This window comes from Sivoneniella epilithica UHCC 1019 (assembly GCF_040830845.1).
GTDB lineage: Bacteria > Cyanobacteriota > Cyanobacteriia > Leptolyngbyales > Leptolyngbyaceae > ULC077BIN1.
Map to the genome: position 1 here is coordinate 1 of NZ_JBFPDP010000001.1, position 21,043 is coordinate 21,043.

Annotated in this window: 18 protein-coding genes and 2 pseudogenes; 10 read left to right on the top strand and 10 right to left on the bottom strand. The window is 49.0% G+C overall.

The window, feature by feature from the left end:
- Positions 1-551 (top strand): annotated as a pseudogene (locus tag AB3R30_RS00005) (ISKra4 family transposase); the annotation flags it as partial.
- Positions 552-753: 202 nt separating this feature from the next.
- Here AB3R30_RS00005 and AB3R30_RS00010 read toward each other — a convergent pair.
- The 3 genes from AB3R30_RS00010 to AB3R30_RS00020 all read right to left on the bottom strand — a co-directional run bounded on the left by AB3R30_RS00010 (position 754) and on the right by AB3R30_RS00020 (position 4,536).
- Positions 754-1,695, bottom strand: a complete 942-nt coding sequence (locus tag AB3R30_RS00010; protein WP_458647078.1) for a class I SAM-dependent methyltransferase — start codon at positions 1,693-1,695, stop codon at positions 754-756.
- Positions 1,696-2,098: 403 nt separating this feature from the next.
- Positions 2,099-3,181 carry an ATP-dependent 6-phosphofructokinase gene (locus AB3R30_RS00015; protein WP_458647079.1) on the bottom strand — a complete coding sequence of 361 codons (1,083 nt, stop codon included), beginning with the start codon at positions 3,179-3,181 and terminating at the stop codon, positions 2,099-2,101.
- A 146-nt stretch (positions 3,182-3,327) separates the two neighbouring features.
- Positions 3,328-4,536, bottom strand: a complete 1,209-nt coding sequence (locus AB3R30_RS00020) for an amidohydrolase family protein (RefSeq protein WP_458647080.1) — start codon at positions 4,534-4,536, stop codon at positions 3,328-3,330.
- Positions 4,537-4,639: 103 nt separating this feature from the next.
- Between AB3R30_RS00020 and lepB the strand changes: the two genes are divergently transcribed.
- The 3 genes from lepB (at position 4,640) to AB3R30_RS00035 (ending at position 9,214) form a co-directional block, all read left to right on the top strand.
- Positions 4,640-5,227: a signal peptidase I gene (lepB, locus tag AB3R30_RS00025; RefSeq protein ID WP_458647081.1), complete on the top strand. Its 588-nt coding sequence runs from the start codon at positions 4,640-4,642 to the stop codon at positions 5,225-5,227.
- 794 nt (positions 5,228-6,021) lie between these two features.
- Positions 6,022-6,828, top strand: coding sequence for an SDR family NAD(P)-dependent oxidoreductase (locus AB3R30_RS00030; protein ID WP_458647082.1), 807 nt, complete (start codon positions 6,022-6,024; stop codon positions 6,826-6,828).
- A gap of 154 nt (positions 6,829-6,982) precedes the next feature.
- Positions 6,983-9,214, top strand: a complete 2,232-nt coding sequence (locus tag AB3R30_RS00035; RefSeq protein WP_458647083.1) for an FAD-dependent oxidoreductase — start codon at positions 6,983-6,985, stop codon at positions 9,212-9,214.
- Positions 9,215-9,227: 13 nt separating this feature from the next.
- Here the strand turns inward: AB3R30_RS00035 and AB3R30_RS00040 are convergent, their stop codons facing one another.
- Both AB3R30_RS00040 and AB3R30_RS00045 read right to left on the bottom strand, forming a co-directional pair.
- Positions 9,228-9,998: an HNH endonuclease gene (locus AB3R30_RS00040; RefSeq protein WP_458647084.1), complete on the bottom strand. Its 771-nt coding sequence runs from the start codon at positions 9,996-9,998 to the stop codon at positions 9,228-9,230.
- On the bottom strand, positions 9,998-10,234 hold the full coding sequence (locus AB3R30_RS00045) for a helix-turn-helix domain-containing protein (RefSeq protein WP_458647085.1): 237 nt from the start codon (positions 10,232-10,234) through the stop codon (positions 9,998-10,000). Before AB3R30_RS00045 ends, AB3R30_RS00040 begins: the two co-directional genes overlap by 1 nt.
- A gap of 128 nt (positions 10,235-10,362) precedes the next feature.
- On the opposite strand from AB3R30_RS00045, the pseudogene AB3R30_RS00050 reads away from it, so the two are divergent.
- From AB3R30_RS00050 to AB3R30_RS00065, 4 genes and pseudogenes are all read left to right on the top strand, one after another.
- Positions 10,363-10,884: pseudogene (locus tag AB3R30_RS00050) on the top strand (DNA cytosine methyltransferase); the annotation flags it as partial.
- A gap of 96 nt (positions 10,885-10,980) precedes the next feature.
- Positions 10,981-11,244 (top strand): hypothetical protein, encoded by a 264-nt coding sequence (locus tag AB3R30_RS00055; RefSeq protein WP_458647374.1) that lies wholly within the window; start codon positions 10,981-10,983, stop codon positions 11,242-11,244.
- A 170-nt stretch (positions 11,245-11,414) separates the two neighbouring features.
- Positions 11,415-12,536 carry a THUMP domain-containing class I SAM-dependent RNA methyltransferase gene (locus AB3R30_RS00060; protein WP_458647086.1) on the top strand — a complete coding sequence of 374 codons (1,122 nt, stop codon included), beginning with the start codon at positions 11,415-11,417 and terminating at the stop codon, positions 12,534-12,536.
- 203 nt (positions 12,537-12,739) lie between these two features.
- Positions 12,740-14,347 (top strand): NAD(P)/FAD-dependent oxidoreductase, encoded by a 1,608-nt coding sequence (locus AB3R30_RS00065; RefSeq protein ID WP_458647087.1) that lies wholly within the window; start codon positions 12,740-12,742, stop codon positions 14,345-14,347.
- Between the two features lie 165 nt (positions 14,348-14,512).
- Here AB3R30_RS00065 and AB3R30_RS00070 read toward each other — a convergent pair whose 3' ends face one another.
- Together AB3R30_RS00070 and AB3R30_RS00075 are read right to left on the bottom strand one after the other, a co-directional pair.
- The gene (locus tag AB3R30_RS00070) at positions 14,513-15,565 is read right to left on the bottom strand and encodes an aromatic ring-hydroxylating dioxygenase subunit alpha (protein WP_458647088.1); all 1,053 of its coding nucleotides are present in this window, start codon (positions 15,563-15,565) and stop codon (positions 14,513-14,515) included.
- Positions 15,566-15,730: 165 nt separating this feature from the next.
- On the bottom strand, positions 15,731-17,236 hold the full coding sequence (locus AB3R30_RS00075; RefSeq protein WP_458647089.1) for a M16 family metallopeptidase: 1,506 nt from the start codon (positions 17,234-17,236) through the stop codon (positions 15,731-15,733).
- Between the two features lie 201 nt (positions 17,237-17,437).
- On the opposite strand from AB3R30_RS00075, the gene thrC reads away from it, so the two are divergent.
- Both thrC and AB3R30_RS00085 read left to right on the top strand, forming a co-directional pair.
- Complete coding sequence (gene thrC / locus AB3R30_RS00080) at positions 17,438-18,751, top strand: threonine synthase (protein ID WP_458647090.1); 1,314 nt, start codon at positions 17,438-17,440, stop codon at positions 18,749-18,751.
- 161 nt (positions 18,752-18,912) lie between these two features.
- The gene (locus AB3R30_RS00085) at positions 18,913-19,188 is read left to right on the top strand and encodes a MoaD/ThiS family protein (protein WP_458647091.1); all 276 of its coding nucleotides are present in this window, start codon (positions 18,913-18,915) and stop codon (positions 19,186-19,188) included.
- A 25-nt stretch (positions 19,189-19,213) separates the two neighbouring features.
- Here the strand turns inward: AB3R30_RS00085 and AB3R30_RS00090 are convergent, their stop codons facing one another.
- The 3 genes from AB3R30_RS00090 to AB3R30_RS00100 all read right to left on the bottom strand — a co-directional run bounded on the left by AB3R30_RS00090 (position 19,214) and on the right by AB3R30_RS00100 (position 21,040).
- Positions 19,214-19,576: an O-methyltransferase gene (locus tag AB3R30_RS00090; RefSeq protein ID WP_458647092.1), complete on the bottom strand. Its 363-nt coding sequence runs from the start codon at positions 19,574-19,576 to the stop codon at positions 19,214-19,216.
- A gap of 37 nt (positions 19,577-19,613) precedes the next feature.
- On the bottom strand, positions 19,614-20,045 hold the full coding sequence (gene gloA / locus AB3R30_RS00095; protein WP_458647093.1) for a lactoylglutathione lyase: 432 nt from the start codon (positions 20,043-20,045) through the stop codon (positions 19,614-19,616).
- Between the two features lie 74 nt (positions 20,046-20,119).
- Complete coding sequence (locus tag AB3R30_RS00100) at positions 20,120-21,040, bottom strand: LolA family protein (protein ID WP_458647094.1); 921 nt, start codon at positions 21,038-21,040, stop codon at positions 20,120-20,122.
- Positions 21,041-21,043 lie beyond the last annotated feature (3 nt).

The window sequence follows — 21,043 nt, forward strand, 5'->3', positions numbered from 1 at the left end:
ACTGGTTGGAGTACAAAAGTGCGCGAGTGGAGGGACTCTATTATGGTGCAACGTTCCAAGCGAATTTAGGACTAACTGACTGGCTCAATACCCAGCCTTTATGCACTCCGCTCGTCTGTTTAGGGGATGGGCATGATGGAGTCTGGAATGTCTTTGAGGCGGTGAAGACACCGTCTGAGCGTTTGGAAATTCTAGATTGGTATCACCTCAAAGAGAATCTCTTCAAAGTCGGTGGTTCTATCAAGCGACTGCATCAAGCGGAGGCTTGGCTCTGGCAAGGCGGTATCGATGAAGCCAAGGCACTCTTCCAAGACTGTAAGCTTGACCAAGCTCGTAAGTTTTGTAATTAGTCGAACCATCATCGTCAACGGATTGTCAACTATGCTTATTTCCAGGCAGAGGGCATCCCAATTGGTTCTGGAGCCGTTGAATCGTCCATTAAGCAGATTGATGCCCGACTAAAACTAACTGGAGCACAGTGGAAAGCAGAAAACGTCCCGAAAGTTTTGTCTGTGCGCTGTGCTTATCTCAATGGTCAACTCGAATTTTGATTGTTTTTACCACTTTGAGATGCTCCCAAATGCGATCGCCTTATCTACAATCCTGCAATCCATAAACTACTGCATCAATTGAGCAGCGATCGCGCGGCTCTAGCAATGAAAAAAATCAGCAAAAACCAGACCGTCAAATTTGTTAGCGATCTCAATCATCACTCCCGGCAGGGTTTTGTCATAACTGCCGATCGCCAACATGTCATCCATTTAGCAGCACTTTGAGCCGTTGCATAAGCGATCGCATCGAAAATTTGTGGCTCGGTGCTTCATGGATAGGGGGTTGCAAGCCAGACTGAATAGGGGGATTGGATAACTCTGGCAGAGGAGGAATCGATTGATCGGCCATGAGCGGAGCAGAGTGCAGCGGTTGCGGTTGCCCTTTGATGGCTAATAGTGTAATGCGATCGCTTGGCTTCCCAACTTCAGATGGATAGTGACATTCATAAATGGAGGTGAACCCTAAGTGCGACAAAATATTGTAGAGCGATGGACGAGTAAACCAGAAACTAGTGACATTATCCAGCGATGCCCATAGATCTTGAGCGCGTTCATCCAGATTTGATTCAGGCGCATGTTCTTGATAGCTTGCCCCCCAATAGGTGTTGCCATTGTGAGTGTGCGATCGCTCTGCCACCACAGATACATGCGTATCAATTACGGCAAACCCCTGACACACCTGGCTGAGATGCTCTAGGAATAGAAAAATATCGGGAACTTCCAGATGATAAAGAATTCCCAGACAAAGCACTACATCAAAGTAGCCGTGCTGTTCAACGTTGAGGTTTCGCACATCATCTTGAATCAACGTTAAATGATCGAGATCTAACACCTTCTTTGTGAATTGCGCTTTTGCTAAATTGGCTTCCCGCCCCTCTATACCAACGACTTCTGCTCCATGTCGTGCTAGCTCCATGCCATACAACCCTTCCAGGCAAGCCAGATCCAATACTCGCAATTCTTGCAGCGGCTTTTTCGCGATATCTACAACGAGTTGGGTAATGCGCCTCAATTTGACTTCATCACCGACAATCTGATTGCCAATGGTGTAAACGCCACTAGCCAAATAAATATTGTGAGCCGTCCATTCGCCAAATCGCTCGACGATCGCTTGTTTCTCATGCTGAATTTGCTCAGGGTTCATCGACTCTCACTCACTGTTTCCAGAACTTCGTCAACTAGCTTATACCTTTCAGGATTGGAACTCATTTTTTCTGGTAGTCTAGCTCCAGAGTGAAGCTATGCTAAAAAACCTGTTCACCCAAGGTTACAAGCTGTGGAATCGGAGCTTGCTGAAAATTGAGTCAGTTAATATAAAGAAAGGAATATCACCCCGTTGCCGAGGTACTGCAATCTCATGCAGTTTGAGGAGCAAGAGACACAAGGGGATCGCTTTATTGCACTGCCCAGTCAATCTGCAAACTGTTGATTACGACATCAGTTGTTCAGCGATCGCATTGGTTTTCTTCACCATTTATCGGTGAGTGAGCAATGACTATCTGAATCTTTGTAAGGTTCGATATAGCTTTTTCAATCAGCTTTGCTGCTTAATCTCCCAAATAAATTCCCAGTCCCCGTGCAGTTTTGGCTAGAGTACCTGTTGGATTGACAGCCGCATATCGGGCGATCGCCTCACTAATGGGCACACTTTTGATCTGACGATTTTGCCAAGTGACAATGTGGTCAAACTTGCCTTCTGCCACTAGATCCACGGCTGCTACACCAAAGGTTGAACCCAGCAGGCGATCGAGGAAAGAAGGGGTGCCGCCTCGCTGAGTATGCCCCAACACCGTAACGCGAGTTTCGGCTCCGCTAGCGTCACAGATCCGTTCTGCCAGATATTGTCCAATTCCCCCCAAACGGCAATGCTCAGAATCATTAGACACGGTGATAGGTTCGCCTGCTTCCGTGCGAACGGCTTCAGCCACAACCACCAGGCAGTAGTTTTTGCCCTGCTCTTGACGACGCTCAATCGTGCGGCAAATGCCGGCAATCGTATAGGGAATTTCTGGAATCAGAATCACATCTGCTCCGCCTGCAATACCCGCACTAATGGCGATATGTCCGGCATCCCGTCCCATCACTTCCAAAATCATCACCCGCGAGTGACTGGCGGCGGTAAAGTGCAGGCGATCGACCGCTTCGGTAGCAATACTAACGGCAGTATCGAAGCCGATCGACATTTCAGTTACACCCACATCGTTATCAATGGTTTTGGGGATGCCCACCAGATTCAAATTGCCTTGCTGAGCGATCCGCTGCAAAATTGCCAGACTGCCATCACCACCGATACCGATCAGTGCATCTAAACCCAACTCGTGATAGCCCGCGATGATTTCCGCAGAGCGATCGCGCAAACTGCCATCGGGCATGGGAAACGCAAACGGATTCCCTTTATTGGTAGTGCCTAAAATAGTGCCCCCCGCCGGCAACAAGGGATCTAGTTTTTCTGGGGTCAGATGGACAGCACGGGGAGGGCGCTCCATCAACCCGTGGGTAGACTGATAAATTCCTAAAACGTCCCAACCGTAGGAGTTGACTGCCCGGTGAACCACGGCTCGAATAGCTGCATTCAAGCCTGCACAGTCCCCACCGCTGGTCAAAATTCCTAGCCGCTTGTGTTCTCCCATAGTTATTTGGGTTGATCTGCTAACTCACAGATTATTAGTTCATCTCTGACTTTATCTGGTTATGCGATCACGAAAACTTAAACAGGTTTAAAGGATTGTAAAGTTGCCACAGCAGCCACCCCCTGTATGAGAAACACAAAACTGGATTACGTCACTGGCTGTAACTGTGTCTCGAAAGGCGATCGCTCAATGTGAAAATAGTCTCCACTGCGGCAAACTCCTTTTACCTTTAATCGTTGCGGCATTGTTTTTGTCTTATCGCTGCCATCCTTCAAGGGTGCAGGTTCATCATTCCATTCAAAAATGGTGAAATCTGCCAACTGACCGGGTTTAAAGCCGCCTAGCTGACTGGATTGGCCGATCGCGGCGGCGGGTTGATGGGTGACTCGTTCCACCACTTCGCTGAGCGATAGCCCTAAATTCACAAATCGAGTCATCACGGCGGCTAAACTGTCGGCGGTTGCCACAGTGGAACGGTTGAGATTCGTGGAAAGAATGTTCGGCAAGATGCCTTGAGCGATCGCGGCTTTTGCCAGTTCACTCGAACAGTCTGCATTGCTGTATCCCACATCCAACAACACACCGCGATCGATGGCATCTTTGGCGGCAGGCAGTAGGTTTTGATTCTGATCAAATAGAGCATGGTTGGGCTGAAAGCAATGGGTCACAATGTCTCCCGCTTTTAGCTGAGGCAATAGCTCGGTAGCTGGCACCACTTCATCTTGGGAAAAATGCCCTAAATGCACTAGCAGCGGCAGTGAAAACAGTTCTGCTAGTTTTTTAGCAGTTTCCAATAGCGGCGAGGTGATTTCTCCAGTCCGCCGAACCGGACGTACATGAAAGCCCACAATCACATCTCGGTGGGCTTCTACGACAGCCGCAGCGCGATCAATATTTTGATTGCGCGGATTGGCAACAATGTCTAGCTGATGGGCAATTAGGTCTGAGGTGGCAATATAAAGCAACGAGGGGTTCATGAAGGAGAACACCCGCGTTTTTGCAGTTGCGATCGCCGTTTGCCGAAATGCATCAAAGGTGAGAATGCTAGAGGTGCCAGCATCGGCGATCGTCGTTACGCCAGAGCGAATGCCTACATCATCGGCAGACAGGCAAAAATCGCCCAGAGTATTACACACATGAGTGTGAATATCCATCCATCCAGGAGACAAAAAGGCTCCTTCTAGATCGATAATTTGGGTATCCCACTGGGGCACCAAGATGGGCACAATTTTGCCGATCGCTGAGTCCTCTTGCAGCACGCCCACAATTTTGCCGTTATCCACCAGCACATCGCCGCGTCCCTCAATACCCTGCATCGGATCAAGCAGGTGAGCATTTCTAAAAATTGTTGCCATACCCAATTTACTGTCCTTAACACGCCTTCCAGAATACCGTTTTTATGCCAACGGATACTAGAGAAGTTGCGCTCTGTGCCCTAGGCTTGCGACAATAGAATTTATGAATTCCGAAAAGACCTCTGAGCCAAAACCATCCCTGCCGATTCCTGCAAGCAAATCTCCCGGTCAGATTTGGTGGGATAACTTTCAAATTCTGTTTATTGCCCTGATTCTGGCGTTGCTGATTCGCGTATTTGTGGCGGAGCCACGCTTTATTCCTTCTGATTCGATGGTGCCAACGCTGGGAGTCGGCGATCGCCTAGTGGTTGAAAAAGTCTCCTATCGGTTCCATCCGCCCAGGTTTGGCGACATTATTGTGTTCGAGCCGCCCCCGCAACTCCAGAACTTAGGGTTTGCCAAAGATCAGGCATTCATCAAGCGGATTATTGCCACATCGGGTCAAACGGTTCACGTCCTCAACGGCAAGGTGTATGTCAACAATCAAGCTTTGGTAGAGCCATATATTGCCGCCCCGCCCAATTATTTATTGGAACCAGTGAAAGTTCCGCCTGGTCAATTTTTCGTCATGGGTGACAACCGCCCCAACAGCAATGATTCTCATGTTTGGGGCTTTTTGCCGAGTCAAAACATCATTGGTCGTGCCATTTTGCGATTTTATCCGTTCGATCGCCTAGGCAAGGTCAATTAGTCAATTCAATGACGGTTATTTCTAGGGCAACCACATCTTAATCCCAGCGAAACCTTGAGCAAGTAGTCCTCACCCCAACCAGCCCTCACCCCAACCAGCCCGTAACAGCCCTGGCAGTTTCGTAGCACCTCACTAAGCCATTTGGATTGAAGCGCATCCTGAGTTATCGCATCCTGAGTTACATCAACAGACCAGTTTGATTTTCTCATTGTGCTTTTGTTTGAATAACATCCCTAAATTAAGCTCAATCAGCCTAGCAATCGGCTTATCCTTCAAAAGATGGCTGATTTTCAGAAAATAGACTCCCTGAAGTTCATATGTAGAAATGTAAAACTATTGATATTTGACTAAGAAATGTTGCAGCCTTTTGATCCCCTTGTTAGGGTATGCAGGCAAGGTCATTCTGGTAAACAGTTGCCTCATATTTGCTCTTGGAGGTGTCGCACCATGCTCGTCTCAACTCAATATTCTTTACCGATTCGTTAAGTCTCAGAACGGCTAAAGAACGTTACGCAAACAGCCATACAAATCCTATGAATGCGCTTTATAGCTTTGATTTGTACTATTTGCTCAACAATATTTTCCTTGTTGTGTCACCTGTTTTAAGCTCACTGTTAGGTTAACTCGCAATCACAGGTTCCCTGAAATCAATCTGTAGAGTTCTCTAAAACTTCATTTCGCAATCATTTACGTTCCTATTTTGTTTTGCTGTGGGTTGATGTTGATGCTTGTTAGCAACGGCTTTAACACAAGCGATCAACCCATTGTGAAACCTCAATTCTGGAGGTTTAATTATGCATTTACAAGGCAAGACGGCTCTGATCACGGGAGCTTCTCGCGGTATTGGACGGGCGATCGCCCTAGAGTTTGCAAAACATGGAATGCAGCGCCTTTTACTCGTGGCACGCGATTATCAACGGTTGGTAGAAGTGGCGGCTGAAGTGGCTATCTATGGTGTGGAAGCGGTGCCGATCGCCGTGGATTTGACAGACCCGATTGATGTCAACATTGCGATCGCTCAAGTCTGGCGCAATTATGGACCCATTGATCTATTGATTAACTGCGCGGGAGTGGCTCACCAAAGCTCTTTCTTGCAGTCTCGCTTATCCGATGTCCAGGAAGAGATATCGACCAATCTAATCGGGCTATATACCATTACTCGATTTGTGGCACGGCGGATGGTGAAGCAACAAACAGGCGCGATCGTCAATGTGTCTAGCTTGATGGGCAAGGTTGCGGCTCCAACGATGGCGACTTATTCTGCTACCAAGTTTGCCATTTTGGGCTTTACTCAAGCCTTGCGAGGGGAACTGGCAGCCCACAATGTTAAAGTCACCGCATTGTTGCCGTCCTTGACTGATACCGATATGGTGCGGGATTTGCAGTGGTTTCGCTGGGTGATTCCCATGACTCCACAACAGGTTGCCAAAGCCTTAGTAGACGGCTTAGCTAGAGATTCTCCAGAGATTTTAGTCGGTTGGCAAAGTCATTTAGCCGTATGGGGAAATCGCCTTGCGCCTTGGCTGCTAGAAAAAGTGCTGCGTGTGGCTGCACCGAAACCCTACTCTGAACTGCGAGAAGCTACAGCTACTTCTCGTTAAACCACGACTATGATATGGCGATCGCAAAACCTGACCGAAGCGCGATCGCCCCTGATTTGAAACCCGTGATCCGATTGGTTTTTCAAAAAAATGTAGCAATACGCGGGGAGTGTGTTACAACGTCTTCGTTGTTATGTGACTGGGATATGTTGATGTGAAGCCACAGTCATCGGCTCGATCGGCTCGTCAACAGGCTGCTCGGATGAAGCCTTTAGCATCGTCTGGTGTTGCTGTGAACCGAAATCGTTCAAAACGTCGGATTGATTTGTCTGGGCGATCGCCGCAGTTAAATCGACCCAGATCGGCGCGCAGAGGGAAGCCAGGGGTTTTCAAGAAAATTGTACGTGGATTGGCGATCGCGTTAGTTCAACTCACTGCTCTGACGGTACGGAGCGCAGTGAGGCTAGGGCGCAGAAAAATTGCCGGTCAACCCGTCTGGCTGATTTCCGCTGCTGCGTTGGGCTTAAGCTTTTTTATTGGCACAGGTTTAGGTATGATTCGGGCTGGACTTGAGCGATCGCCGGATGCGTCGGCTCAATCGGTTGCCTACAGCGAGGGCGGTTTTGCCAGCAACGGCAGACCGCACCTATCCCCCTTGCCCACTGCCAAAGAAGTGTGGACATGTGATGTGGTCGTGATTGGCGGATCACTCGGTGGAGTTGCTGCTGCGTCTCATTCTATGCAGTCTGGCGCTACGACTTGTTTGATTGAGCTAACGCCCTGGTTGGGTGGGCAGATTAGCTCTCAAGGAGTTTCAGCACTGGATGAATCGCAGGCAATGCGAGCGGCTGAAACCCTGTCTGAAAGCTGGATGCACTTTAAGCGCTTGCTGGCGAAGCAGATTGTGCAACTGCCAAGCTGGACGAATTTGGCAGGCGATCGCCGCGTGGATGAAATCAATAGCTGTTGGGTGGGGATCTTGTGCTTTCCGCCCAGAGCCGGAGCTTCTGCCTCAGAGCAGCTTTTGAAAAACGCCGCCACGCGATCGCCCAACAGCCGTTGGAGTGTTGCCACCGCATTTAAAGGGGCAGACTTTGATGCTAGCGGTCGGCTTGTGACTGCCATTCATGCGGTGCGCCGTACTCCCCGCGATCCCAATTACTTACCCAAAGGGCGATTTTCAGCCGAACTATCAAAATGGTATGCCTGGAGTTCTACGGATGAATTTGAAAAAACGCCGATTCGGTTAGAAGCTCCCTCCGGCAAAACAATGATGGTGATTGATGCCACCGACACCACGGAGCTAGTGGGTTGGGCAGGGGTTCCCCATCGCCTCGGCTCCGATTCGATCGCCACCACTGGTGAACGCAACGCCTCCCGCCAAGACAATCAAGACTGCACCCAAGCATTTACCTTTCCGTTTGTGTTGGCAATTCGAGATGATCAAGGGGCTAGCCTGCAAACCTTGATTCAGTTAGAATCCGGCTACTCCAAAGAAGAACATCGTAAAGACTACGATTTGCAAGGGTTCCCAGTTTTTACAGGACGCAGCTTTTTTAACTATCGCCGCATTGTTAGCGTTAATCCCGGTGATCCCTATGCCTCAACCCCTTCACCCGGCGACATGACCCTAGTGAATTGGAATCGCGGCAACGACTGGAAATTTATGGACCCGCCGCTGATTTTGAGCGACACGGACATTGACAAATCAGGGCAGCGGCAAAACTGGCTGGGCGGCTTGTCGATCGCGGCACTGCGACATGGAGAAAATCACGCCCTGCTGTTTGCCCACTGGCTGCTAGAAAACCACGCCAAACAACTCCCCTTAACTTATTTGTCGGGCACGGAGTCCCCTTTGCATACTGAATCCGGTTTGAGTATGGTGCCCTATATCCGCGAAGGGCGGCGGATTGTGGGACGCAAGGCATACAACCAGCGTGAATTTGCCGTGCGTGAGGCAGACTTGCGAATTGATCTGCCGGGATCTCGTGATCTTAGCCCGACCGCGATCGCCAGGGTTCACTACAGTATCGATATTCACGGCTGTCGATATCGCAACTCAGAAGACGATGGTGAAGCAGCCAGTGCCCCGGCTTTAGAGACAAAGGTACGTCCGACTCTGATTCCGATTGAAGGACTGATTCCGCGTGGAGTCGATAATCTGCTGATTGGCGGTAAAGGCATTGCAGTGACGCATATTGCCAATGGCATGACCCGGATACATCAAGGCGAGTGGAGTATTGGCGCATCGGCTGGGGCGATCGCGGGTTGGCTGGCGACCCGTCCCCAACCAGGTTTGTTGCCTCAAGATATTGCCTCGAAAAACCTAATATCTCAAGTGCGCGACCATATGAGCCGCCAAGGTTTGGGCTTGGATTGGCATCAAACCAACAACTTGCACCCCGATTTTAGGAAACCGTCAAACTCTGTGAATGAACCCGAATAGACTATGATGGAGTCTAAAAAAAGTCATCAACAATGTGATTCAGTAAATCATGGGGATCTGAGTTGGTGTTACTAGCAAGTTGTCTCAACTTAGAAATATTATCTGAGGATAAACGGAGTGGAGCAAATTGCTCAGGAAAAGCCCAACTGCATTTCTCACATTCTAGCTGACATCCACGACACGACGTACTTTTGAAGTTATTGCACTCATCACATAGAGGTTGCCAATTGCTTAACTCATTACTTCCGCTCCTAGTACGCGGAATTTTATGGTCTTGCTGAAATCGGACTTCCGGTTCTGATCGGGTACATACTGGGCATCTATGCTGGTACTTTTCAAGAATTTGTCGCCAGTCTGCATCAGAAAGCTTAACTCGTGGAACTCTTTTTTCACTCAAAGACAAACTTACGAGTTGATATGTTTTACCTTCTCGCGCAATCCCAGTAACCCCTTCCTCTCCTTGCAGCTCTCGCAAGCGTCTAAAAACATCTACATAAGATTTGTAGGGCTTACTTCCTGAGTGCTGACTTTTTCTAAAAAGCTCGATCGCTTCTCTTAGTTCATCTTCTCGTACACGGGGACCAGGAATACCATGTTCTAAGGGCCACAGCTTTTCTAAAAGCACTCGGTAATATGATTTATTTGCTTCACTGGGAGCTACAAATCCCTGAAAAACTTCTTTCAACCAATCCTCACGCCTAATATTTCCTATCACCTCTCGTTCATTAATGGCAGCCAAGGGCAGAAACTTTTGCCTTCCCCGACTTTTTCGCTCTTTAGTCATTAGCTATCTCCCCGAAGCAGCCATATCGGGTCGATGTCCAAAACTCTTGAGATTGCATCAAGTTCGTAGTCTTTTACTGATCGTACTTGACGTTCAATCTCTGAAACATCAGATTGTTCAAGCTTGACTCCATAGTCAACATTGAGAGCAGCAGCTAGCTCTACTTGATCTAGACCATGCTGCAATCTAACCTGGCGAATCCTTAATCCACTAATATTCTGCTTTTCGTCCACCACCAACACCTCAAATACTTAACGAGATGTTAGTTAGAACGACAAAGTTCCGTAGACGATTTTCGTCTACACTATTTTAGTGAGTAAATCATTTATGATTAGCCACAACTTAGACTCTATATTTAGTTCATATGCACGTTTCTTCCTTCTTTGCAGGCATTGGCGGTTTTGATCTTGGCTTGGAAAGAGCAGGAATGAACGTTGTATTTCAATGTGAAATAGATCCTTTTTGTCAACAGATTCTTAAGCGCCATTGGCCGCATATACCTTTACATGACGATATTACGACCCTCAACCCAGCAACTATCCCTGCCTCTGAATTATGGTGTGCAGGATGGCCTTGCCAAGACCTTAGTACCGCAAACACAGATAGAAAAGGACTTGCCGGAGACCGAAGTGGGCTATTCTTCACGTTTATGGACTTGGTTAGAAAAGTTCATCCAACGTGGTTGGTCATGGAAAACGTGCCGGGTCTACTCTCCGCAGAAGAAGGAACCGCTCTTGAGACAGTTATCGACACGCTCGAAGAGAATGGGTATTTGGGGGGATGGTTATCGTGTAACGCTTTCCATACGGGCTTACCCCACGACAGAGATAGAGTATTCTTTATCGCAAGTTTTAGATCCGAACGTGCCTATCACTTCTTTGCTGACAGCAGCGAACTGTCTAGGGATACTCCGTCGAGAAAATCGAGCAAAACGAAAGCTAGATCCAGTTTTCGTCAAATCGCTTTCGGAGACAATCCGCTTGTGGTACAACGTCGGGGTGGCTTTGGGTACACCATGGTCAAAAGCATCTGCCCCACGCTACGTGCCCAAACTGGAGGACATCAAGGAGGTCATTCAGACCGACCAATACTGTGTGGCGAGAAACTTGACGTGGACAGAGTGGGAGAGGCTTATGGGGTTTCCTCCCGGATGGACGGTCGTAGAGGGAGACTCCTTGGTAACGCCGTCGTCCCTACAATCAGCGAATGGATTGGAAAGCGAATCTTAGAAATCGAAAAAGTATAGATTTAGACGAGGTTGATTGAATTAGCCATGATCTATGTTCCTGTAATGCACTGTTTATTCAACGAGATCGCTTTACTTTTCTGTAGATACATTGAGATCGCCCGATTCAGGCGCATGGTAGCGTTATCCAATACCTATTTAGGCGCAGTGCCTTTCAGCGATCAGCGGAGATGAATCAGTATTTTGCAACAGTGGCACGCGGATTGGAAGCGATCGCCGCTCAAGAATTAGCGCAGCTAGGGGCTGATTCAGTGCAGCCCGGATTTTGTGGAGTCAGTTTCACGGGCGATCGCGCCTTGCTCTATCGCGTTAATCTATGGGCAAGGTTGCCGTTTCGTATTTTGGTCAAGCTCCATCAGTTTCCCTGTGACGATTCAACCGATCTCTATCGCGGCATTCAGGAGATCGATTGGCTAGAGCATTTAACCCCCGATCGGACGCTGGCGGTGACTGCCACGGGTAAAACGGAGCAGCTTAATCACACACATTTCACCGCGCTGCAAGTCAAGAATGCGATTGTGGATCAGCAACAGAAAACGCTGGGCGATCGCTCGAATGTCGAGTTACAAGAGCCGGATGTGCGGATTAATGTACATCTCGATCGCGAAGGGTGTACGGTTAGCCTCGATAGTTCTGGAAATAGTTTGCATCGTCGAGGTTATCGTCCGGCGATGGGAGCGGCTCCCCTGAAGGAATCTCTGGCGGCGGCATTGATCCAACTTTCCGGTTGGCAGCCAGAGCAGGCATTTTACGATCCACTCTGTGGATCGGGCACCTTGCCACTAGAAGCCAGCTTAAAGGCACTTAACATCGCACCAGGATTATTTCGCGATCGCTTTGGGTTTGAAACCTGGTCTAATTTTGACTCTGCTTTATTGGAGCAACTGATCCAAGAGGCTGAGGATAGCCAGCAAGAGAGTCTTTCTGCGCCGATTTGGGGCAGCGATCGCAACTCAGAGGTAATCGAGCAGGCGATCGCCAATGCCACAAACTGCGGTGTGCTGGATCATGTCTGGTTCTCTCAAAGCGAACTGTCTGATGTGGTTGCCCCGGCAGACAGCGGCGTTTTATTGTGCAATCCACCCTATGGCGAACGGCTGAGCGCCCCTGACTTGGGCGCATTTTACAAACAGTTGGGCGACGTGCTGAAGCAGCGTTTCAAAGGCTGGACGGCGTTTGTGCTGAGCGGTAATAAGGAGCTTGGGCAAGCGATCGGGCTAAAGTCGTCTCAACGAATTTCTGTCTACAATGGTTCACTGCCCTGTCAATTGATGAAATATGAGTTGTACTAGACAGCGAACTAAATTTGGCATTGCTGAATGCAGACATGATTTTTATTGGTAGGGGTAGCGCCTTGTGCCTACCCTTGCTGGGATAAGGGCAACCACAAGGGATTGCCCCTACAAATTTCATATCTAGATTCAGCAACGCCCTAAATTTGCCCTCACCCTAGCCCTTTTGCTAAACCAGTTCTGCAACTAGCCCACGATCGCTTATGTTACGGCTCACTGAAGTAAAACTCCCGCTCGATCATGCTGAAGAGGCGATCGCTGCTGCCATTCTTAAAAAGCTGCAAATTCCCTCAGATGCACTGATTCGCTATGCGATTTTTAAGCGTAGCTTTGATGCGCGTAAAAAAGAAGAGATGACGCTGGTTTACATTCTAGATGTGGAAACAACCCAGGAAAAGCGGTTGCTTCAGCAGTTCAAGAAAGATCCGACTGTCAAGGTTGCGCCCGATATGAGCTATCGCTTTGAGGCAAAAGCGCCGAGTCATTTAGTGACGCGACCGATTGTGATTGGCACGGGTCCTTGCGGCATGTTTGCGGGGTTAATGCTGGCGCAAATGGGGTTTCGTCCGATTCTTTTGGAGCGGGGAAAAGCAGTGCGCGATCGCACGATTGACACATTCAATTTTTGGAAGAAAAAAGACGAGCTCAATCCAGAATCTAATGCCCAGTTTGGCGAGGGCGGAGCGGGCACGTTCTCGGATGGCAAACTCTACAGTCAGGTCAAAGACCCTCAGCACTACGGGCGTAAGGTATTAACAGAACTGGTGAAGGCTGGAGCCTCACCGGAAATTCTCTATATCAACAAGCCCCATATTGGCACCTTTAAATTAGTCGGAATTGTCCAGAATCTCCGTGCCCAAATTGAAGCGCTCGGTGGCGAAATTCGATTTCAAAGTCGAGTTGATGATATTGACATCGAGAACGGACAGGTGCGCGGAGTTATGCTGGCGAGTGGTGAATATCTTCGCAGCGATCATGTGTTGCTTGCCGTGGGTCACAGTGCCCGTGATACGTTTCAAATGCTGTTCGATCGCGGCGTTTATATTGAGGCAAAACCCTTTTCCATTGGCTTTCGAGTCGAGCATCCGCAACCCTTGATTGATCGCGCCCGGTTTGGTAATCATGCGGGTCACAAACTTTTAGGCGCTGCCGATTATAAACTGGTACATCACTGCCAAAATCGGCGATCGGTCTATAGCTTTTGTATGTGTCCGGGGGGGCTAGTAGTCGCGGCAGCGTCGGAACCAGGACGGCTCGTCACCAACGGCATGAGCCAATATTCTCGCAATGAGCGCAACGCCAACAGCGCGATCGTGGTCGGCATTACGCCCGCCGATTATCCCGGTGATGCCCTGGCTGGAATTGCCTTTCAGCGCAGTCTAGAAGAGCAGGCTTTCAAGCTAGGCGGCAGCACCTATGATGCGCCGGGGCAGCTTGTGGGTGATTTTCTCGCCGATCGCCCGTCTCAGTCTCTCGGCACCGTCAAGCCTTCTTATACTCCTGGCGTACAGTTAGGCGATTTGAGCCAGAGCTTGCCTGACTATGCGATCGCCGCCATTCGGGAAGCGCTGCCTGCCTTTGACAAACAGATTCAAGGATTTGCCATGCCTGATGCGGTTTTGACTGGAGTTGAAACCCGCACGTCTTCGCCGATTCGGATTAAGCGTAACGCCGATGGACAAAGTGTGAATACGCTAGGTCTGTATCCAGCCGGGGAAGGAGCGGGATATGCAGGCGGAATCCTTTCAGCGGGGATTGATGGGATCAAGGTAGCAGAAGCGATCGCCCTCAACATGGCAACGGATGAATAGGTTAGAACACGGGCGTTGCTGAATGCAAGTATGATTTCTGATTGTAGGGGTAGGTCTTGTGCCTACCCTGCCGAAGATAGAGGGCAACCACAAGGGATTGCCCCTACAAATTTCATCCCCCAATGAAGATCATTGAAAAATAAGGAATAGTTGTTACATCAAGCTCTAAAGAATTACGCCGTAGGTGATGCCGAGTTGTTTGAGCCACTTACGATAGGCGAGGGAACCGCGATCGCAGGGCACATGAAACTCAGCATGGGGATTCAATGGCAAGCGTTTGGGATTATGCGATTCTAGATTGTCGAGATCTTGGGCAAAGACGGTATCTTGAAAGGCGATCGCGGCGGCTTTTTGGCTGGCATCGATAAAATTTGCACTTGCCCACATCCAGCCAATGCACTCCTCTTCACTCACCGGCGTGACGCAATACAAAATCGTTAAGCATTCGCCCGTGGGGGTATCTTTCCGCAAATAGGCAGTTAAGGGGCGCAGAGCAGAATATTGATAGACCACATAATCGCCATGCCCGATGCCGAGAGGATCAGGTTGCCAAACTTTGATGTTATGAAGATGCACCCCGCGATCGTCGGTTGAAACTTCGTAATCCTCCACAGCAGTCATGGCTGGGTCACCCAAAATGTTGGCATGGATGAAAGGGAAGTGCGCCACATCCAAAAAGTTTTCGATCGCCCGATAGCCGCCCGTTTTGCAAAAATGCGGTCCTGACAAAAAGTTGAGATAGCCGGGAGCTTTCCATTCGGGAAACGGCGGTATTTCGTTGATGGGTTCTCCTAGACAGACAAACACAAGTCCATAGCGCTCTTGAACTTGGAATGCACGAACACAAGCCTGTTTAGGCGGCACATAATCGGGATGGGCAGGCACTTTTACACAGTGTCCCGTTTTGTCATATACCATGCCGTGATAGGGACATACGAGCGTATTGCCGATGACTGAACCGTTGGAGAGTTTGACGCTGCGATGAGGACAGCGATCGCTCCAAGCAAAAATTTGGTGGTCCTGTCCGCGCCACAGCACTAAATCTATGGCTAACAATCGGGCACTACGACAAGTTTCAGGGGCTAACTCGTCTACTTTTGCCACCACATGCCAGTCGTTCCACAAGACCGGATCTACAAGATTTCCAAGGGCGCTTCCTGTAAGAAATCCGTTTTGCGAAATCGCGGCTGTCTCAGAAGATAAGTTTGACTGAACCATTGAGCAATCCTTTCCACAAGCTTTTTGGCGTTTTAAAGATTTTGGGGGAAAAGGATACCACTGTTGTTGGGGCAGGTTTAGCCAAATTTATGACTAATTCTCAATAAATCAACGACAAAACCTGTCTTTATGACATTAGTGCTTTTCGGCTGCGCTCAACTAGATCTATCCTTTTTTGGGTGGTGGAATAGTCACGTCGATCGCAGTGACTTTGGTATCTGCATTTAAGCTTGATAATGGCGGCTGAATTTGGGCAGAACTGCCGACCACTAAAGTCACCAGTTTTTCAGGTTTGAGGTAAGTCTGAGCGACTCGCTGCACGTCTGCAACAGTGGTCGATTCAACCCCTTGACGATATTGAAAAATGAAATCTTTGGGGTAGCCAAAATATTCATAGCGCAGCAGACGAGAGAGGGTTTGTCCTGGATCTTGGAAGTTAAAGATAAATGAGTTGAGGACGGTATCTTTAGCGTAGGCAAGCTCAGTGGTTGTAATCGGTTGGGTGCGAATTTTGTCGATCTCTGCAAGGATGCTCTGGATAAACGACACTGTGGCATCGGAGCGGGTTTGCCCCCCGGCTACAAACGTTCCCGGATAATCGTAGTTGGGTCGCCAAGATGCATAGACGGTGTATGCCAAGCCCTGACGCGATCGCACCTGGTTAAACAAGCGTCCGCCAAAACCATTCAACACGCCATTCATTACCGAAAGCGCTGCATAATCAGGACTGTTTAACTGTCCGCCTAAATGCCCAATTTGCACACTGCTTTGAGTGAGTTGGGGTTGATCCACCAAAAACACGCCGCCCTGATTTGCCTGAGATGCTGAGGGGATAACGGGTTGCTCTACTCCGCTCGATTTCCAGTCGCCAAATTTTGCTTCAATCAGCGATCGCATTTTGGCTGGGTTAAAATCGCCCACAATTCCTAGCATTGTCTTTTTAGGCATGAAATAGTTTTGGTGAAAACGGACTAAATCCTCACGAGCGATACTATCCAACGTGGCGTATTCCACCGTGCGCGCATACGGGCTGGTGCTGCCGTAAATCAGCTTATTAAACTCGCGTCCGGCAATGCTGCCAGGAGTATCGTTCCGCCGAGCGATCGCACCCCGCTGCTGAGTTTTCGCCAGATTCAGCTTGCTTTCAGGAAAAGCCGGATTGCGTACCACTTCCGCAAACAGCCCAAACACCGTCTCTAAATCTTCAGTCAAAGCGCTGAAGCCTGCACTTCCCGACGAATCGCCCATACCCGTCTCTACAGATGCCGCCCGGCGTTCTAAAAATCGGTTGAGGTCATCGCCCGATTGCGTCGCTGTCCCCCCCGTTCGCATCACGGTTGCCATCAAATCTGCTAAACCCACTTGTTCAGCAGGTTCCAAGCGATCGCCTGTGCGAATGATTGCCGTGCCGCCAACCAAAGGCAACTCGTGATCTTCCATCAAGTAGACTACCATTCCGTTCGCAAGTTGAAACCGCTCATAGGGCGGTACTTTTAAAGCTGGCAAAGGCGGAAAGGTTAGCTCAGTGTAGTGTTTTGGCGTGACGGCTTGGGCGGGCAGTATCGTGGTCAACAGCAGTAAAATCAGCGGCACCAAAACCAGCGAAAAACCTACTGTTAAGACCTTTACACGTTTTCGTCGCTGTTGAAGTGGCTGTTCTGGCGATCGCATAATTGATGATTCCTTCGTCTACTTGTTTAGAGCTTAGCGTGACAGCTAGAAAAAAGAGTCTTTTTATCAATCCCGATAATTTTAGTCGGGTATGTTTGACCTGTTTAACTCTGAGTGTTACTATCCAAATCAATTCAGAAATAATTTCTTTAAAAAACCTATTTAAAGACCAGAAATACGCACCCAGCAGGCTTTTCACTTATGACTCAGGCAATCACCCGTCCTATCCCCGTTCCATCCCAATCTGCTGCAACCTTTCGCGCTTTGAAATGTAAGGAATGTGGCGCTGAGTATGAACTGAAGGCAATGCATGTGTGCGAATACTGCTTTGGTCCTTTGGAAGTTGCCTATGATTATGACCAACTTCGCCGCACCGTAACTCGCGAAACGATCGCCGCAGGTCCCAACTCCATCTGGCGCTATCGTCCCTTTTTGCCCGTAGAAACCAACACGCCGATTGATGTCGGCACGGGCATGACTCCTTTAGTGCAGGCAAAACGGCTGGCGCGGCGTTTAGGCTTGAAAAACCTATACATCAAAAATGATGCGGTCAACATGCCCACCTTAAGCTTTAAGGATAGGGTGGTATCCGTGGCGCTGACTCGCGCTCAAGAACTGGGATTCACGACGGTTTCTTGCGCCAGTACTGGCAACTTGGCAAACTCCACTGCCGCGATCGCGGCTCACGCTGGGTTAGATTGCTGTGTGTTCATTCCGGCTGATTTGGAAGCCGCGAAGATTATGGGCACCTTAATCTACAACCCAACCGTGATGGCTGTGAAAGGCAATTATGATCAGGTGAATCGCCTCTGTTCTGAAGTCGCCAACACGCACGGCTGGGGCTTCGTCAACATCAATCTGCGTCCTTACTATTCTGAAGGCTCCAAAACCTTGGGCTATGAAGTGGCAGAACAACTGGGCTGGCAATTGCCCGATCACATCGTCGCGCCGCTGGCATCTGGTTCGCTGTTCACCAAGATTTATAAGGGCTTCCGCGAATTTGTCGAGGTAGGCTTGGTGGACGATAAGCCCGTTCGTTTTAGTGGTGCCCAAGCGGAAGGCTGTTCGCCGATCGCCCAAGCATTCCGGGAAGAGCGCGACTTTATCACCCCGGTGAAGCCCAGCACGATCGCAAAATCTCTAGCGATCGGTAACCCGGCTGATGGCATATATGCGATCGACCTTGCTCGTAAAACCAATGGCAATATCGAATCGGTCACCGATGCTGAAATTATTGATGGTATCAAGCTATTGGCAGAAACCGAAGGGATTTTCACCGAAACCGCAGGCGGCACGACGATCGCCGTTTTGCAAAAGCTAGTCGCAGCAGGTAAAATCAACCCCGACGAAACCACGGTTGTCTATATCACCGGAAACGGACTGAAGACTCAGGAAGCCATTCAGGGGTACATTGGCGAACCGTTAACGATCGAACCCAAGCTTGATAGCTTTGAACGGGCGCTAGAACGTGCCCAAACCCTCGATCGCCTAGAGTGGCAGCAGGTTTCAGTTTAGAAGATTTCTACAAGAAAAGTACCGCTGTCGTTGGGGCAGGTTTAGCCAAAATTGAACGGTCTGACCCGCAAATCAACTAGAAAACCTGCCCTTACAAAAGGTTTGCTTGCTGAAAACCATTTCAGTTCGTCATTTTCCATATCCACTACTTGATTATTGCTATGTCTATCAAAGTTCTAATTCCCACTCCCCTGCAAAAATTGACCCACGACCAGCCCACTGTTGACTGTAGCGGGGCGACCATTGCCGAACTACTGGAATCTTTGGAAACAAACTGTCCTGGAATCAAAGGGCGGATCTGTGACGAGCAAGGTGAACTGCGCCGCTTCGTCAATTTTTATGTGAATAGTGAAGATATCCGCTTTTTGGATGGCATCAACACGGTGCTAAGCGATGGCGATGAAGTCAGCATTATTCCCGCGATCGCGGGTGGTTAACCCCGGCTAGGATTCACAACTCAATCTATGAGCAGCCCGTTACAGTGATTTCTTGTAGCGTGGCTGCTTTTACAATTTTGTGGCAATAATAACGCCACAGCACTCGTGGATTTTGACCAAGATGGTGTTGAGCGATCGCCATTAACGCACCATCATTTCCAACTGAAACAAGGGTAGCGTCTGAATTCATACCGCTTAACAACCAAGCTGTTGAAACTCCAGTACCAGTGCCTAATTCTAGAAAACTCCCAGCAGGTTTACTCGCGGCTAAGGTTTTTAGCAACGAACCAACCAGAGGTTCAGAAACCATCTGAAAATCTATTTCTTTGGTTTTTATCAGAATATTCTGAACTGCTTTTGGAACCTGGATGTTTTGAAGATCTTGCAATTTTTATGACCCTTCAACGACGACTTGATTGATGATTTTAGACAGAGGCGATTTCAGGCTTTTTATCGGCTGTGGCTGCACCCTCTGTTTTCAGTTGAATTAATTCCACCTTGTATCCGTCAGGGTCTTCCACAAATGCAATTACGGTTGAGCCGTGTTTCATCGGTCCAGGTTCGCGGGTGATTTTGCCGCCTTGATTACGAATTTGGTCGCAGGTTGCGTAAATATCATCCACTCCGATCGCAATGTGTCCATAGGCATCGCCCAAGGTATAGTTTTCTGTGCCCCAGTTGTAGGTCAGTTCGAGAACCGTGTGATCTGCTTCATCGCCGTAGCCGACAAACGCTAGGGTAAACTCGCCGCCGGGATAATCCTTTTGGCGCAATAGTTTCATACCCAAAAAGTTGCAATAAAAGTTAAGAGACTGTTCTAAATTGCCAACCCGCAGCATGGTGTGAAGTAGTCGCATGATGATTCCTCAATCGATTTCTTTTATTTTGACAGGTTCTCAGAAAAGCTTTAGGAGCCTGTTCTTAATAATCCTTACAAGGGTCCAATCTCGACGGATTTTACGAGTTTGGCTCCAGGTGGAGGCGTAAATTTAAAGGCAGATGCCGCGATCTCTGGGTTGGCAGTGCGGGTGAGAATGTGTTCGGCGATGTCTATTTTAAAGCCTTCCGACTTTCCACTGAGGCGGATTTGTTTCAGTTCTGCGGTGGTGGGTTCGATGAGAGCGGCGATGGTAAACCCTTCTTTATCTGTGACTTCGTATCCATAGAGCGATCGCCCGTCTAGGGTTTGGCGGCTTCCTTTCAGGGGTAATGTATCGTTAATGCCCAATTCTTTTAGCACTAGCGGATCGGTTAAAGCGCCTTCCGCGATCGGCTTGCGAACGTCGGCTGGCACTGAGAGAAACCAATAGGATGATATGCCAATCCAATAATAGTCGTCCAAGTCATCAAATTTTTCGTAAGGGATGACGGCATATTGCTTCAAATCAGAGCGATACATCCACACTTGCTTGCCATCCGAGATGACCGTGCTTTTCACCTCGGTGCCGGTGTCTGATGGGAAAGTGATTTCAGCGTGAAACTGGTTGGGCGCTTGCACCAGTGTGATCACTTTGGCAGAGCTAGTTACATTGGTGCCGCCGGATGTTGCTTTGACTCGAATTTCTGATTCTGTCCGGTAGCGATCGCTTTGAACAAAGACTGCGCTTGACTTCGCTAATAGCGATAAATCGAGCTTGCTGTTTAGCTGGCTGAATAGGGTGGGCGCTGGGGGAGTTTCTCTAGCGGGCTGAATAAAAGGTCGGCTGCTGACGCTTGTTGCCCCCAAAAAAACAACTCCCATGAAGCCAACACTCATCACAACGGCACTCATGATCTGTTTCATGAAATCATTCATCCAAAATAAGTGGAACGCGATCGCCGACAATCTACGGAACTGTTTGGGCGATCGCATTCT

Excerpts from the sequence above, each read along its gene's own strand:
- AB3R30_RS00010 (WP_458647078.1), bottom strand. The coding sequence starts at position 1,695 with ATGAACCCTGAGCAAATTCAGCATGAGAAACAAGCGATCGTCGAGCGA.
- AB3R30_RS00015 (WP_458647079.1), bottom strand. The coding sequence starts at position 3,181 with ATGGGAGAACACAAGCGGCTAGGAATTTTGACCAGCGGTGGGGACTGT.
- AB3R30_RS00040 (WP_458647084.1), bottom strand. The coding sequence starts at position 9,998 with ATGACTAAAGAGCGAAAAAGTCGGGGAAGGCAAAAGTTTCTGCCCTTG.
- AB3R30_RS00070 (WP_458647088.1), bottom strand. The coding sequence starts at position 15,565 with ATGGTTCAGTCAAACTTATCTTCTGAGACAGCCGCGATTTCGCAAAAC.
- gloA (WP_458647093.1), bottom strand. The coding sequence starts at position 20,045 with ATGCGACTACTTCACACCATGCTGCGGGTTGGCAATTTAGAACAGTCT.
- AB3R30_RS00030 (WP_458647082.1), top strand. The coding sequence starts at position 6,022 with ATGCATTTACAAGGCAAGACGGCTCTGATCACGGGAGCTTCTCGCGGT.
- AB3R30_RS00060 (WP_458647086.1), top strand. The coding sequence starts at position 11,415 with ATGAATCAGTATTTTGCAACAGTGGCACGCGGATTGGAAGCGATCGCC.
- AB3R30_RS00075 (WP_458647089.1), bottom strand. The coding sequence starts at position 17,236 with ATGCGATCGCCAGAACAGCCACTTCAACAGCGACGAAAACGTGTAAAG.
- AB3R30_RS00085 (WP_458647091.1), top strand. The coding sequence starts at position 18,913 with ATGTCTATCAAAGTTCTAATTCCCACTCCCCTGCAAAAATTGACCCAC.
- AB3R30_RS00020 (WP_458647080.1), bottom strand. The coding sequence starts at position 4,536 with ATGGCAACAATTTTTAGAAATGCTCACCTGCTTGATCCGATGCAGGGT.
- AB3R30_RS00065 (WP_458647087.1), top strand. The coding sequence starts at position 12,740 with ATGTTACGGCTCACTGAAGTAAAACTCCCGCTCGATCATGCTGAAGAG.
- thrC (WP_458647090.1), top strand. The coding sequence starts at position 17,438 with ATGACTCAGGCAATCACCCGTCCTATCCCCGTTCCATCCCAATCTGCT.
- AB3R30_RS00100 (WP_458647094.1), bottom strand. The coding sequence starts at position 21,040 with ATGCGATCGCCCAAACAGTTCCGTAGATTGTCGGCGATCGCGTTCCAC.
- lepB (WP_458647081.1), top strand. The coding sequence starts at position 4,640 with ATGAATTCCGAAAAGACCTCTGAGCCAAAACCATCCCTGCCGATTCCT.